Source organism: Ramlibacter humi (assembly GCF_004681975.1).
GTDB classification, from domain to species: Bacteria; Pseudomonadota; Gammaproteobacteria; order Burkholderiales; family Burkholderiaceae_C; genus Ramlibacter; species Ramlibacter humi.
The window spans coordinates 190,818-204,542 of the sequence record NZ_SMLK01000007.1; the positions used below are offsets into that span (position 1 = coordinate 190,818).

A 13,725-nucleotide genomic window follows, 5' to 3' on the forward strand; every position below is an offset into this window, starting at 1 on the left:
GTTTGGTGGTGTCCAGCGAGAACGGTTTGATGGCGCTCGGCGCGAACGCTCTCGGGGATGGCTTGAGACATCGCTTTCTCCTTCAGGCGGGTTGCTGTTCGGCGCGGGCGGCGCGTTCCTCGGGCCGCGCGGGACGGATCTGCCCGCGCTCGGTGACGAAGACCACGTGCGGGTCGGGCTGGTCGGTGTTGACGAACTGACGGAAGCGCTTGCGCGTCTCCGGGTTGGTGACGGCGGCCTTCCACTCGCACGCATACGTGTCCACCACGTGCTGCATGTCGGCTTCCAGCTCGGCGGCCAGCCCCAGGCTGTCGTTCACGACGACGTCCTTCAGGTAGTCCAGGCCGCCTTCCAGGCTTTCGCGCCAGGTGCTGGTGCGCTGCAGGCGGTCGGCCGTGCGCACGTAGAGCATCAGGAAGCGGTCGATGAGACGGACCAGCTGCGCCTTCGTCAGGTCCTGCGCCAGCAGCTCGGCATGGCGCGGCTTCATGCCGCCGTTGCCGCAGACGTACAGGTTCCAGCCCTTGTCGGTGGCGATGACGCCGACGTCCTTGCCTTGCGCCTCCGCGCATTCGCGCGTGCAGCCGGACACGCCGAACTTGATCTTGTGCGGCGCGCGCAGGCCCTTGTAGCGGTTCTCCAGTTCCACGGCCAGGCCGGCGCTGTCGCCCACGCCGTAGCGGCACCAGGTGGAACCGACGCACGACTTCACCGTGCGCAGCGCCTTGCCGTACGCGTGGCCCGATTCGAAGCCGGCCGCGATCAGCTCTTCCCAGATGGCGGGCAGCTGGTCGACGCGCGCGCCGAACAGGTCCACACGCTGGCCGCCGGTGACCTTGGTGTACAGGCCGTACTTCTTGGCCACCTGCGCCACGGCCATCAAGCCGTCGGGCGTCACTTCGCCGCCGGGCATGCGCGGCACCACCGAGTAGGTGCCGTCCTTCTGGATGTTGCCGAGGAAGTAGTCGTTGGAATCCTGCAGCGAGGCGTGCTCGCGGCTCAGCACGAAATCGTTCCAGCACGAAGCGAAGATGCTGGCCGCCACCGGCTTGCAGACGTCGCAGCCCAGGCCGCGGCCATGCCGTGCCAGCAGCTCGCCGAAGGTGCGGATGCGCCCGACCTTCATCAGGTGGAAAAGCTCCTGACGCGAATGCGCGAAGTGCTCGCAGACGTGGTTGTCGACGGCCAGGCCCTGCTTCTTCATCTCGGCCTTCATCACCTGCGTCACCAGCGCCACGCAACCGCCGCAGGTGGTGCCGGCCTTGGTGCAGGCCTTGATCTCGCCGATGCCCGCCACGCCCTCGCGCACCGCGCCGCACACCTGGCCTTTGGTCACGCTGTTGCACGAGCACAGCACGGCCGCATCGGGCAGCAGGTCCGGGCCCAGGCCCGGGCGGGCGGCGCCATCCGCCTGCGGAAGGATCAGGAACTCGGGCGCGGCCGGCAGCGCGATGCCGTTCAGCGCCATCTGCAGCAGCGTGCCGTACTCGGCGGCGTCGCCCACCAGCACCGCGCCCAGCAGCTTCCTGCCGCATCCCGATACGACGATCTTCTTGTAGGTCTCGCGGCGCTCGTCGCTGTACTGGCAGCTGCGCGACCCGGGCGTGGCGCCTTGCGCGTCGCCGATGCTGGCCACGTCCACGCCCAGCAGCTTCAGCCTGGTGCTCATGCCGGCGCCGGCGAAGGCGCTCTCCTGCCCCGCCAGCTGGCGCGCCACGACACGCGCCATCTCATACCCCGGCGCCACCAGGCCGTACACGTTGCCGTTCCAAGCGGCGCACTCGCCGATGGCGTGGATGTGCGGGTCGCTGGTGCGGCACTCGTTGTCGATGGCCACGCCGCCGCGCGGGCCCAGCGCCAGCCCGGCCTGCCGCGCCAGCTCGTCGCGCGGGCGGATGCCGGCGGAGAACACCAGCATGTCGGTCTCCAGCTGCGTGCCGTCGGCGAAGCGCAGGCGGTGGCGCGAGTGCTCGCCGTCCTCGATGGCCAACGTGTTCTTCGACGTGTGCACGCCCACGCCCAGCGCCTCGATCTTGCGGCGCAGCGTGCGACCGCCCGCCTCGTCCACCTGCAGCGCCATCAGGCGCGGCGAGAACTCCACCACGTGCGCCTGCAAGCCCAGGTCGCGCAGCGCCTTGGCGCATTCCAGTCCCAGCAGGCCGCCGCCGATGACGACACCGCTGGCGCAGTGCGCCGCGAAGTCGCGCATCGCTTCCAGGTCTTCGATCGTGCGGTAGACGAAGCAGCCGGGCCGGTCCTTGCCCGGCACCGGCGGCACGAAGGGATAGGAGCCGGTGGCCAGCACCAGCTTGTCATAGGGCAGCACGTCGCCGGTGCTGGTGGCCACCGTGCGGGCGTGCGGGTCGATGGCCGTGGCGCGCGCATTGAGCATCAGTGCGTGTCCGGTGCGCTGGAAGAAGCCTTCTTCCACCAGTGAAAGGTCCTGCGCGCTGCGCCCGGCGAAAAACTCCGACAGGTGCACCCGGTCGTACGCGGGCCGCGGCTCTTCGCACAGCACCGTGACCTGCACGGGCACACCCGCCTCTTCCAGGCTTTCCAGGAACTTGTGGCCCACCATGCCGTGGCCCACGACGACGATCTTCATGCGGATTTCCCCCAACTGCTGCAGGCGGCCTCCCGGCCGCGAGCGCGGAGGGATCACCGCCGACCCGGTCTCCTGGATGCACGGCGCTGTGCATCTGGGGGCGCACGCCGTTGTGCGCGGGTGGCACCGAAGCTCTTCGCTGGGTGCCGCAGTCTTCCGAGGTCAGACGCCGTCGGTGTCGCAAGCACCGTGCCAATGCCGCGGGCCTGGATCGCAGCGGGATCGCGCCGCGATCGTGCACTGGAATGGATGAGCCACACCGCCGTTGGTGCATCACGCACGCGCGGGGTGCACGGCACCGTATGGTTGAGCCACCAGCACGGAAACGGCCTCCTGGCTCAACGAAAACGTAACGATTGACTGGACCGTTGCGCGCTGCTGAGCCAGCGATTCCCGCCTGAACAACACCTCACGGCTGAGGCAGCGGCCCGCATCGGAATGGCCGAGCAGCGGTGCTCTGCCAGAGGGGCAGGCGCCTACAAGCGCGTACGCCTGCTCCTACAAGCCGCTGGCTCGGCCACGCGCAGCCGTGACGCCCGTCACGGATTTCCCAAGCTCATGTTCGGTTACGGCTGTAGTGCCTCTCCTACACGGATGTAGGAGCCGGACGACATAGTCCGGTCCTTCGCGCTGAGTGCTTCTGCGCAGACGGTTCAACCGCTGTGCCGCGCCGGGACCCAAGGGCCCGCCGTTTTCGAAGTGACCAGCTCATCTGCCAACAGGTCCTCGCAAGGCCCACCGGCCCCATGACCACCTTCAACGGAAAGCTGAACATGAAACGACGTCTCTTTATCTCCGGCTCTGCTGCTGCGGCCCTGGCCCTCGTGGGTTGCGGTGGTGGCGGCGGTGGCGGCGACGGTGCCTCTTCCGGCGGCACCGGCAGCGCTGCACTGGACGCCACCGCCACCGGCGTCTCGGTGGCCAGCGCGGGCGGCTCGTCCTTCCCCGCCAAGGTGCTCGGCTGCTACTTCACGGCGTACGACACGCAGGGCTACCGCATCACCGACGTGCCGACGGACTTCAACGTCATCTACCTGTTCCAAGCCAAGCCGAACGGCGACGGCTCGTTCAGGTTCGAGAACTACGCCGACGTGCCCGTGGCCGACATCCAGGCCTGCCGCGCGCGCGGCCAGAAGGTGCTGCTGACGGTGGGCGGCGCCGGCCAGGGCTTCAACTTCGCCAACCGCACCCAGAGCCAGAATTTCGTCAACTCGTTCAAGGTCATGCACGACAACCTGGGCGGCGTGGACGGCTGCGACTTCAACAACTTCGAAGCCAACATCGGCTCGTCGGCCACCGAGATGATCTGGATCGCCCAGCAGCTGAAGGCCATGTTCGGCGCCGACTTCGCCATCACCGCGCCGCCGCAGCCCAACTCGCCCGACGACCGCGCGATGCTCAAGGCCATGCACGACGCCGGCGTGCTGACCTGGGCCGCCCCGCAGTACTACGACTGGTCGGGCTTCAACGCCGACGGCTTCATCGCCACGCGCACCAACGACTGGATCGCCGACATCGGCGAAGAGCAGGTGGTGATCGGCCTGTCGGCCAACTACAGCAACGGCCCGTCGCTGCAGGATTGCATCCGCGAATACAACGCCATCAAGGCGGCGCACCCGAACATCCGCGGCGCGTTCTGCTGGAACGCCCAGCTGAACCTGCAAGGCGGCAACACCTGGGGTTCGACGATGCGCGGCATCCTGTAAGCACGCGCCCCACCGCGACCAGGCCCGCATCCGCCCACAGGCGGTGCGGGCCTTTTTGACTTCAGCCGGCCGAATGCGCGGCGCGCAGGTAGTCGAAGACGGCTTCGCCGCAATGGCGCTGGCCGTCGAAGTAGCCTTGCTTCAGCCCCTTGGCGGGGTTGTAGCCGCCGGTGTTGTAGGCGATGCCCACGGCGGCCAGTTCCAGGTCGGTGAGCGCCACGCGGGTGGCGAAGCCCAGGCGGTCGAGCGCGCGCCGGAGCTCGTCCACGCAGCACCGCAGCGAGCCTTCGAACGTCGCCCACTCGCGGTCCAGGAAGTAGTTGCGCGGGAAAGCCTTGCGGCCCCGGTCGTCGTCCAGCGTGTCGCCGACGCACAGCGACGCGATGAGCGCCGGCGCGAGGCCGTCGCGCCGCAGCCGGGCCCAGATGGAGCCCGTCTCCTGGCAGGCGATGGCGGTGAGGAAGTCGGCGGTGAGCGGCGTGCCCGCCACCGCCGCCCGCATGGCAGGCGCGAACTGCGTCTTGAACCAGAGGATGTCGGCGCTGTTCATGGCTTCACTCCCGGGAGCGCCGCGGCGTGGGCATGCGGGCCAGCAGGGCCCGCGCGTGCTGCACGACCCGGCCGAAGCGGAAATTGATGTCGTCGAACCAGAACGCGTACCGCTGCAGCTGCCAGTACGTGCTGTAGTCCTGCGAATCGAATTCGCCCGCGCGCCGCACCAGTTCGTCGACGCGGCTTTCGGCTTCGGCGAACCAGCGTGCTTCGGAGCGCACGCCGGCACCGGTGCCGGCACCCAGCACCTCGTCGGCCGGCAATTCCATCAGCACGGCCAGCAGCGGCAGCTCGATCAGGTTGCCCAGCGCCCAGCCGGCCCGCGCGTCCGACCCCTGCGCGTCCAGCAGCGACTGGAACCACGCGGCCTTCCACAGGCCGGCGACTTCCTTCTCGCGCAGCCCCGCCGCCACGGGCGATGCCTGCGAGCCGTCCTGCTCCTGCGGTTCCAGCAGCAGCGACAGGCACGCCTGTTGCACCGCGGCCCAGGCCGCGTCGCGGTCGATGGCGAAGCATTCGGCGTACATGCGCCGGCTGAACGCCAGGAAGCCGCGGCACTCCTCGCGCCGGCGTGCCTGCTCCTCTTCGTCCAGCCCGATCAGGCGCAGCGCCAGCAGCACCAGCTCCGCGCGGCGCTTGGCCAGGCTGGCGAGGTGGCCGCGAATCTCCACTTCGCTGCCCGCTTCCGCGGCGAACCGCTGCATGCGCTGCCAGGGCTGCTCGATGCGCTGCACCGCCGCCTGGAAAGCCTGGTCCTTCTGCGCCGGTGTCCAGTCCGGCGGCGGATCGGACCTGCCGCCGAAGGCCGGCAGGAACTCGGTCAGCACGCTGTCGGCGTGGTCCATGGCCGTGTAGAGGGCGCGTTGCGCGCGCTCCACCTGCAGGCGCCGCAGCTGCTGCTCGAAGTCGGGCGCGAGCGAGGCGTAGGCGGTCAGCGCCGCCCAGTCGTGCCGCTGCGGGTACAGCACGTGCATGCGCCGGCGCAGGTCCAGCAGCAGCGCGCGCGGGTCGGCGCCCCACAGCAAGCCGTCATAGAGCGTCTCCACCAGCTCCACCGAACCCGCGAAACCGAGCGGGAACTGGCCCGCGATCACCAGCGGGATGCCCGCGCTTTGCAGCGCGTGCGCGATGCTGGCGCCGGCGCCCACCACCGAGCCCTGGTTGGCCGCGTTGCAGCTGGCCAGCGTGACGACCAGCGGGCGCGCGAAGCCGTCGCGCCCCGGCTTGAGCAGCGGCCGCAGCGCCGACGCGAGACGGTCGCCGCCGGCCACGTCGATGCCGCCGCCGTTGCCGGGCGCGTGCAGCGCCAGCCCGAAGCGCAGGTCGAACCCGTCGGGCCGCGTCACGCCGTGCGCCAGGATGTGCACGTGCGTGTACTCGCCTTCGGCGCACGCGGCCTGGATGTCGTCGATGGTGGCGTTCGTCAGCACGCGCAGGCGCTCTTCCACGCGGCCGCGGCGCGCCGCGTCGTCGCCCTTGCGGAAGTACCCCACCCAGGGATCGACGGCCCGGCGCAGCGCCAGCAGGTGCGCATCGACCGGCACCGGCGCCAGGCCGGGCGGCGAAGCGCACACGAACAGCACCTTCGCGTCGGCGTCCCATGCCAGCTGCGGTTCCCGCACGCGGCGCGTTTCGCGGGTGAGACAGACCGGCGCCTCGTTCTGCAACAGCAGCGGCTGGCCGAATCCCGGCGAGCCGTTGCCCGCGAGCACCAGCTCGAAAGGCAGCAGCGCGAGTTCCGAAGCGGAGAGCACCAGCCGCAGGTGGATGGCCTCGTTCGAGTCCTCGCCATGCCGGTTCAGTTCCGCCGTCAGGCCGGGGATGGCGCAGAGGATGCGGCTCAGCTCGCGCCCGGTGTCCTGCAGCTGGAACTTGCGCTGCTCGTCGGCGATGCGGCTGTCGCCGAACTCGTAGGTCAGCGCCGTGAGACGGTGCAGGAACTGGTTGTGCTCGAAGGGGATGTTGACGGTGACCGGCGCGTGGTTGTCGCACAGCGCCAGGTAGGGCGTCAGCGGCGACAGCAGCTGGTTGTGCGAAGGCCCGTGGCGCAGCAGCTCGAGGGTGATGGTGCGCATGGCTTTCAGCTCCTCGAGAACGAGGTGCCCGGCACCGCTTCGAAAGCGAACGGCGCGGTGTCCTTCACCTGCCGCAGCTCGCCGTGCGTGCCGCCGGCCGCGTCGCACCAGAACGCCGCGTAGTGCGGCCGCACCGGCACCAGCCCGGGCGCGCGGTCCAGCGCGGCGATGTTGCCCGCGCCCAGCGCCGTGTAGACGCCGCGGAAGGCGTCGGGTGCCTCCAGCACCGCGGGATCCATCCGGAACACGCGCGCCCACGTGCCCGTGTTGAAGTAGTACGAGCGCGGGAAATCGCGCGTGATGGCACGCGCCAGGTGCGTGTGGCCCGTCACCAGGTAGTCGATGGAAGGCGACACCCTCTCGCACAAGCCGCGGTAGGTTTCGTCCTCGTCCTGCAGCTCGAACGAGCGGTCCTTCGCCAGGTCGCGCAGGCGGCCGCGCAAGGCTTCCACCTTGTCGCCGCCGCTGGTGGCGTAGCGCACGGCGGTGCTCCACAGGCCCAGGCTCACGCCGCGCTCGGCGGCTTCCACCAGGTCGATGGCCGCGTGCCCGGCCTGCAGGCGTTCCTCGGCGGCGTCCAGCAACTGCCGGCCCGCCGCCTGCTTCTCGCCGGCCGTGGCCGCCTTCAACGCGGCCGGCTGCACCAGGAGCGACGCCGCGCCCTCTTGCGGCGCCAGCGCTTCACGGCCGTCATCGCCCAGCAACCCGGCCGCGATGCGCGCATCGTTGGCCGCCTTGCGCACCTTGAATTCCGCGATGTCGCTCAACTTCTTCAGCAGCGACGGGTCCAGCGTCCCGAGGATGGGGATCACCGCTTCCGTCTCCGGCTTCAGCAGGTCCACGAACGGGAAGCGGCGCTTCACCGCGTTCATCACGTCCACCACCATGCGCGAGCCCGGGTTGGGCTTGTAGTCCAGGTCCAGCGCTTGGTCGCGCTGGCCGGCGCGCCCGATCTTGCGCAGCGCCTCGTGCTCCACCACATTCCAGCCGTCCACCTCGTTGCCGTGCGTGCACAGCACGCGGGGGCCGTCGGGACCGTGGATGCGCAGCAGCAGGCCCTGCCCGTCCAGCGCCCAGGCGATGCGGCCCGAGGCGGCTTCATCGGCACCGCACAGCAGATCCTGCAGTTCCTGCCGCACCCAGGGCAGCGCCAGCTCGATGTCGTGGTTGCCCAGCACGATGCCCAGCAGGCAGCCGGGCTGGCGCACGAACCGCTGCAAGGCCTGGAACACCATCGCGAAGGCGGGATCGGCCGCGATGCGGCGCAGCTTGGTGCCGGCACCGATGGGATCGAAATGCAGCGAAGGCGACTCGGCCAGGAAGTCGACGAAGTCGCCGTTGATGACGAAGGCCCTGCGCGCGCCCGGCGCGGCCCGGCTTCGCAGATCGTCGATCAGCGCGGCGAGCGCGGCGCCTTGCTGGAAAATCTGGAAAGGGGCCTGGCCCCCGAGATGCAGGTCGGAGACGACGCACGCCTCCTCGACGACGATGCCGCCGACATTCATGTTCCCCCCTCCGCGGCCTGCTTGGGCCGCGTCTTTATGTGCGAGGCATGCTAGCCGCGCGGGCGGGAAAAGTCATCGGCAGCGGTCCGGGGGTGCGTCCTTCGGCGTCATTCTCGCGAAGGCGGGAATCCACGGCTTCCGCTTTCCCGGCGCGCGCGGAGTGGGAGCCGTGGATCCCCGCCTCCGCGGGGATGACGCACTTGGATCGCGCCGCCGGTGACGAGCCCTCATCGCACCCGCACGCTCGTTCCAGCGCGGCGGGTGGCGCCTGGCGCGGCCGATTTTGGAAGCGCCGCCGAATCGGCCGGGCCCGGGACAGCATCGCGCGCGACAGCGCGTGATGCGACTGTCCTCTAGCTCCGGTGAGTGTCTGAGTGGCGAGCGTAGCTCGCAACGAGTTGCGCCGGCCGTCCCGGGCCCGGCCGATTCGGCGGGAAGCCTGTGCGAGCGCAGCGAAGCACGGCCGCTGGAGCATGAGGCCGCGACAGGCGCCACCCGCCGCGCCCGCACCGGTCAAGACCCGCGAACTCAGAGCGTCGAACGCTCGACGAACTCAAACCCCACATCCACCGACTTGCGCGCAGGCTCCTCACCGCGCAGCCGCGCAAGCACCATCTCGCCGGCGCGCCGCCCCATCTCCGCCCCCCGCACCTTCACCGTGGTCAACGGCGGCCAGGTGGCTTCGGCCACCGGCAAATCGGAGAAGCCCACCACGGCGACCCGTCCGGGAACATCCCACCCATGCGCGCGCGCCCACATCAGCGCGCCGATGGCGAGGAAATCGTTCCCGCAAAACACGGCATCCACATCGGGATGCGCAGCCACCAGCTGCTCCATCAGCACGCGCCCCGCGGCGATGGTCGAAGGCGGCTGCGTGAACTCCGACGCGATCAGCGGCCGGCCCGCGGCCTGCAGTTCGCGCTCGAACCCGGTGCGCCGCATCAGTGAGCGATGTTCATCGGCGCCAAGAAAAGCGATGCGCCGCCGCCCCGCCTTCAGCAGCCGCCGCGCGACTTCCGCGCCCACCTCCTGATTGGAGAACCCAACCGCCATGTCGACCGGCCGCGCGGGCAGGTCCCAGGTTTCGACCACGGGCAGCTTCACTGCCCGCAGCTTCGCGCGCGTGGCCGTGTCGCGCAGCGCGCCCGTCAGCACCAGCGCATCGACGCGGCGGCCGAGGAAGCCGTCGATCAGGCCCGCCTCGGTGCGCGCGACATAGCTGGATTGGGACAGCATCAACTGATAGCCGGCCTTGCCCAACTCGGCCGCCAGCCCTTCCATCGTCTCCGCGAACCAGACGTTGGCCAGCGTGGGCACGATGGCGCCCACGATCTTCGAGCGCGACGAAGCCAGGCTGCTGGCCGTGCGGTCGGGCACGTAGCCCAGCTTGCGCACCGCCGCTTCCACCTGCGCGCGCGTCTCCGGGGCCACCTTGTCGGGCTCGTTGATCGCGCGCGACACCGTGGCCGGCGCGACGCCCGCGGCTTGCGCGACGTCGGCCATACGGACGGATGAGCGGGGCTTCATGGCCGGCCATTGTCGCAGAAGGGGCTTGCCGATGAAAGCGCTTTCAAGATAATATGAAAGCGCTTTCACACAGGAGACACCATGCGCAGACGCACCCTGCTGTCCGCGTCCGTCGCCGCCGCCGCTTGCGGCGCGCCTTGGACCGCGTTCGCCCAGGCCGACTACCCGAGCCGGCCCGTGAAACTGATCGTGCCCTTCCCTGCCGGCGGCACCAGCGACATCATGGGACGCGCCATCGCCGAGGAGTTGGGCAAGCAGTTCAAGCAACCTTTCGTGGTGGACAACAAGGCGGGGGCGGGCGGCGCCATAGGCACCGACCAGGTGGTCAAGTCGGCGCCGGACGGCTACACGCTGCTGCTGTCGGGCATCGGCAGCAACGCGGTCATCCACGGCTTCAGCGCGCCCAAGCCCAACTACGACTCGATGCGCGACTTCGTGCACATCTCGCAGCTGGCCGCGGGCCCGAACGTGCTGGTGGTGAGCCCCGCCTTCCCGGCGAAGACGTTCAAGGAATTCATCGCCTACGTGAAGGCCAACCCCGGCAAGGTGGACTACGGGCAGGTCACGGCTTCGTCGGGCCACCTGACCACCGAATACCTGAAGCAGGTGGCGGGGCTGAACATGGTGGGCATCGCGTACAAGGGCGGCGCGCCCGCGCTCACCGACGTGCTGGCCGGGCAGATCCCGCTGATGTTCACCAACCAGGACGCCGTGCTGCCGCACGTGAAGGCGGGCAAGCTGCGCGCGCTGGCGGTCACCAGCGCGCAGCGCAACCCGCTGTTCCCGGACGTGCCCACCATCGCGGAATCGGGCTACCCTGGCTTCACCGCCGTGTCGTGGACCGGCCTGTCGGCGCCCAAGGGCACGCCCAAGGACATCGTGGACAAGCTGGAAGCGGCCATGGTGAAAGCCTTCAACGAACCGGCCGCGCGCCAGAAGCTGGAGTCCAATGGTTTCGTCGTCGTCGCGTCGAAGTCGGCCGACTACACCAGGTTCGTGCAGGACGAGATCAACCGCTGGGCCAAGGTCATCCAGACCGCCGGCATCAAACCCGAATGAAGATCGAACCCAAGGAGAGCCTGGACATGGCCGTCGAATCCAACGTCGTTTCCTATGCCAAGGTGGCCGCCGGCGCGCGCACCGCGGCCGACAGCGCGGACCGCATCGACTGGGTGCAGCTGTCGCTGGTGTACCTGCCGCTGGCCACGCCGGTCAGCGACGCCAAGGTGCTCACCGGCGTGCAGAAGCCGCTGACCGAGATCGCCTTCATCTTCGCGGAGATCCGCACGCGCGACGGCCACGAGGGCCTCGGCTTCGGCTACTCCAAGCGCGCGGGCGGCCCCGGCATGTACGCGCACGCCAAGGAGCTGGCGCCCAACCTGATCGGCGAAGACCCGAACGACATCCAGAAGATCTTCACCAAGCTGATCTGGGCCGGCGCCTCCATGGGCCGCGCCGGCCTGACCACGCAGGCCATCTCGCCTTTCGACATCGCGCTGTGGGACATGAAGGCCAGGCGCGCGAAGCTGCCGCTGGCCAAGCTGCTGGGCGCGCAGCGCGATTCCGTGCAGTGCTACAACACCTCGGGCGGCTATCTGCACACCGAGCTGCCGCAGGTGCTGAAGAATGTCGAGACCTCGCGTGAGAGCGGCATCGGCGGCATCAAGATCAAGGTAGGCCAGCCCGACCTCGGCATCGACGTCAAGCGCGTGGGCGAGGTGCGCAGACTGCTGGGCGACAACTTCCCGCTGATGGTGGACGCCAACCAGCAGTGGGACCGACAGAAGGCCACGCGCGCCTGCCGCCAGTTCGAGGCTTTCGACCTGACGTGGATCGAGGAGCCGCTGGACGCGCACGACTTCGAAGGCCATGGCCAGCTGGCCGAGCGCTTCGACACCGCCATCGCCACCGGCGAGATGCTCACCAGCTTCGACGAGCACGCGCAGCTGATCATGGCGGGCACCGACTTCATCCAGCCCGACGCGCCGCGCGTGGGCGGCATCACGCCTTTCCTGAAGATCATGGCGCTGGGCGAGTACCAGCGCCGCAAGCTGGCGCCGCACTTCGCGATGGAGATCCACCTGCACCTGGCGGCGGCCTACGGCATCGAGCCGTGGCTGGAGCACTTCGAGTGGCTGGGCCCCCTCTTCAACGAGCAACTGCAGCTGAAGAACGGCCGCATGCACGTGCCCGACCGGCCGGGCCTGGGCTTCTCGCTGTCGGAGCAGGCCATCGCCTGGCGCGCCGAGAAGACCGAGTTCGGCAAGCGTCCCTGAGGTTGCCGCGATGACGCAGTTCTTCAACCACCCGCCCCCGCTGCCTGCCGGCGACATCCCGAAGCGGCCGCCGCAGCCGCGCGTGTCCGACGAAGTGCTGGAGCGCCTGGCGCGCTGCACCGCCGGGTCGCTGACCACGCAGCTGTACATCAAGGGCATCCGCCAGCCGGTGCTGCATGGCATCACGCCGCTGGGCAAGACGAAACCCTTCGCCGGCCGTGCCTACACCATGCGCTTCATCCCGGCGCGCGAGGACATCGACGCGTACGGCAACCTGGTGACGCAGCCGCATCACGACCACCTGCAGTGGGTGGGCGTGGAGCAGCTGCAGCCCGGCGACGTGCTGGTGATCGACAGCAACCGCGACGGCCGTGCCGCCTCGATGGGCAACATGCTGGTCACGCGCATGATGATGCGCGGCGCGCGCGGCGTGGTCACCGACGGCAGCTTCCGCGACGGCCAGGAGCTGGCCGCCATGGACTTCCCCGTCTGGTGCACCGGCGTCACCAACACCACGCGCCTCTCGTACCACCACGTGGCCGACCTCAACGTCCCGATTGGCTGCGCCGGTGTGGCGGTGTATCCAGGCGACGTGGTGCACGGCGACGGCGACAACATCACCATCATCCCGGCGCAGTGGGCGCAGGAGATGGCCGACCTGTGCGAGAAGCGCGACGGCATCGAGGCTTACCTCGCCATGCGCGTGAAGGCGGGCGAGCCCCTGTGGGGCGTGTACCCGCCCAGCGAGAAGACGCGCGCCGAGTACCAGGCCTGGCTGGCCGCAGGCCAGCCGGAGATCGAGCCGCAAGGCCCCGCGGCCTAAGGAACCCGAGGAGACAACCGAGATGCCGAAGTTCACCCCCGCCGACCACGCTGCCCTGATCCGCCGCTACTTCAAGGCCTGCAACGACGCCGATTACCAGGCGCTGGTCGACTGCTTCACGCCGGACGCGGTGCACTACTTCCCGCCGGGCCTGCCGGAGATTCCCTGGCGCACGGCCGACACCATCGCGAAGAAGTGGATCTGGTGCGTGAGCGAACTCGGCTCGCAGTGGACCATCGAGAAGATCCTGGTCGGCCACGACAGCCCCGAAGCCGTGATCGAGTGGACACATTGGAAGAACAAGAGCGGCACCGCGCTGCGCGGCGACGAGTGGTACCGCTTCGATCCCGACACGGGGAAGATCGCCGAGATTCGCGCGTACTACGCGGCGCCGGCGGACAAGGGCGTGAAGATCAACGAGCTGTTCGACTTCGACTACGCGGGCCGGGGCTATCACCTGAAGAGCGAGTAGCGCGGCGCCGCTGTTTCGGTGGGCGAAGTTTGTCTTTCGGCCGTTCCCACTCCGGGCAGGCGACCAAGCAGCCTCCGCTCGTTCTAGCCGCTAACATGACCGCTTTCGGCGGCGGATTCAACCGGTCAATGCAACACGCTACCCTGCGTAAGCAGAAGGAGTGTGGATGCGGAGAAGAAGACCA

At 69.3% G+C, this 13,725-nt stretch carries 10 protein-coding genes; 5 read left to right on the forward strand and 5 right to left on the reverse strand.

Features of this window, described 5'->3' with window-relative positions; all coding sequences use genetic code 11:
• Nucleotides 1-82 precede the first annotated feature (82 nt).
• Nucleotides 83-2,605 carry a nitrite reductase large subunit NirB gene (gene nirB / locus EZ216_RS18650; protein WP_135251291.1) on the reverse strand — a complete coding sequence of 841 codons (2,523 nt, stop codon included), beginning with the start codon at nucleotides 2,603-2,605 and terminating at the stop codon, nucleotides 83-85.
• Between the two features lie 773 nt (nucleotides 2,606-3,378).
• Here nirB and EZ216_RS18655 point away from each other — a divergent pair.
• A complete protein-coding gene (locus EZ216_RS18655) occupies nucleotides 3,379-4,311 on the forward strand; it encodes a glycosyl hydrolase family 18 protein (protein ID WP_167772959.1) in 933 nt (310 codons plus the stop codon).
• A gap of 61 nt (nucleotides 4,312-4,372) precedes the next feature.
• Here the strand turns inward: EZ216_RS18655 and EZ216_RS18660 are convergent, their stop codons facing one another.
• The 4 genes from EZ216_RS18660 to EZ216_RS18675 form a co-directional block, all read right to left on the reverse strand.
• A complete protein-coding gene (locus EZ216_RS18660; protein WP_135251293.1) occupies nucleotides 4,373-4,861 on the reverse strand; it encodes a hypothetical protein in 489 nt (162 codons plus the stop codon).
• A 4-nt stretch (nucleotides 4,862-4,865) separates the two neighbouring features.
• Nucleotides 4,866-6,938 (reverse strand): CHAT domain-containing protein, encoded by a 2,073-nt coding sequence (locus EZ216_RS18665; protein ID WP_135251294.1) that lies wholly within the window; start codon nucleotides 6,936-6,938, stop codon nucleotides 4,866-4,868.
• A gap of 5 nt (nucleotides 6,939-6,943) precedes the next feature.
• Complete coding sequence (locus EZ216_RS18670; RefSeq protein WP_135251295.1) at nucleotides 6,944-8,443, reverse strand: metallophosphoesterase; 1,500 nt, start codon at nucleotides 8,441-8,443, stop codon at nucleotides 6,944-6,946.
• A gap of 528 nt (nucleotides 8,444-8,971) precedes the next feature.
• On the reverse strand, nucleotides 8,972-9,970 hold the full coding sequence (locus EZ216_RS18675) for a LacI family DNA-binding transcriptional regulator (RefSeq protein ID WP_135251296.1): 999 nt from the start codon (nucleotides 9,968-9,970) through the stop codon (nucleotides 8,972-8,974).
• A gap of 81 nt (nucleotides 9,971-10,051) precedes the next feature.
• Between EZ216_RS18675 and EZ216_RS18680 the strand changes: the two genes are divergently transcribed.
• From EZ216_RS18680 to EZ216_RS18695, 4 genes are read left to right on the forward strand one after another with little or no spacing between them, the layout of a single operon-like run.
• Nucleotides 10,052-11,029 (forward strand): Bug family tripartite tricarboxylate transporter substrate binding protein, encoded by a 978-nt coding sequence (locus tag EZ216_RS18680; protein WP_135251297.1) that lies wholly within the window; start codon nucleotides 10,052-10,054, stop codon nucleotides 11,027-11,029.
• Complete coding sequence (locus tag EZ216_RS18685) at nucleotides 11,026-12,246, forward strand: L-talarate/galactarate dehydratase (RefSeq protein ID WP_439126746.1); 1,221 nt, start codon at nucleotides 11,026-11,028, stop codon at nucleotides 12,244-12,246. The genes EZ216_RS18680 and EZ216_RS18685 overlap by 4 nt, the downstream gene beginning before the upstream one ends.
• Nucleotides 12,247-12,256: 10 nt before the next feature.
• Nucleotides 12,257-13,069, forward strand: coding sequence for an RraA family protein (locus EZ216_RS18690; RefSeq protein ID WP_135251298.1), 813 nt, complete (start codon nucleotides 12,257-12,259; stop codon nucleotides 13,067-13,069).
• Between the two features lie 22 nt (nucleotides 13,070-13,091).
• Nucleotides 13,092-13,541: a nuclear transport factor 2 family protein gene (locus EZ216_RS18695; protein WP_135251299.1), complete on the forward strand. Its 450-nt coding sequence runs from the start codon at nucleotides 13,092-13,094 to the stop codon at nucleotides 13,539-13,541.
• Nucleotides 13,542-13,725: the final 184 nt, after the last annotated feature.

Excerpts from the sequence above, each read along its gene's own strand:
- nirB (WP_135251291.1), bottom strand. The coding sequence starts at position 2,605 with ATGAAGATCGTCGTCGTGGGCCACGGCATGGTGGGCCACAAGTTCCTG.
- EZ216_RS18675 (WP_135251296.1), bottom strand. The coding sequence starts at position 9,970 with ATGAAGCCCCGCTCATCCGTCCGTATGGCCGACGTCGCGCAAGCCGCG.
- EZ216_RS18680 (WP_135251297.1), top strand. The coding sequence starts at position 10,052 with ATGCGCAGACGCACCCTGCTGTCCGCGTCCGTCGCCGCCGCCGCTTGC.
- EZ216_RS18690 (WP_135251298.1), top strand. The coding sequence starts at position 12,257 with ATGACGCAGTTCTTCAACCACCCGCCCCCGCTGCCTGCCGGCGACATC.
- EZ216_RS18665 (WP_135251294.1), bottom strand. The coding sequence starts at position 6,938 with ATGCGCACCATCACCCTCGAGCTGCTGCGCCACGGGCCTTCGCACAAC.
- EZ216_RS18670 (WP_135251295.1), bottom strand. The coding sequence starts at position 8,443 with ATGAATGTCGGCGGCATCGTCGTCGAGGAGGCGTGCGTCGTCTCCGAC.
- EZ216_RS18660 (WP_135251293.1), bottom strand. The coding sequence starts at position 4,861 with ATGAACAGCGCCGACATCCTCTGGTTCAAGACGCAGTTCGCGCCTGCC.
- EZ216_RS18685 (WP_439126746.1), top strand. The coding sequence starts at position 11,026 with ATGAAGATCGAACCCAAGGAGAGCCTGGACATGGCCGTCGAATCCAAC.
- EZ216_RS18695 (WP_135251299.1), top strand. The coding sequence starts at position 13,092 with ATGCCGAAGTTCACCCCCGCCGACCACGCTGCCCTGATCCGCCGCTAC.
- EZ216_RS18655 (WP_167772959.1), top strand. The coding sequence starts at position 3,379 with ATGAAACGACGTCTCTTTATCTCCGGCTCTGCTGCTGCGGCCCTGGCC.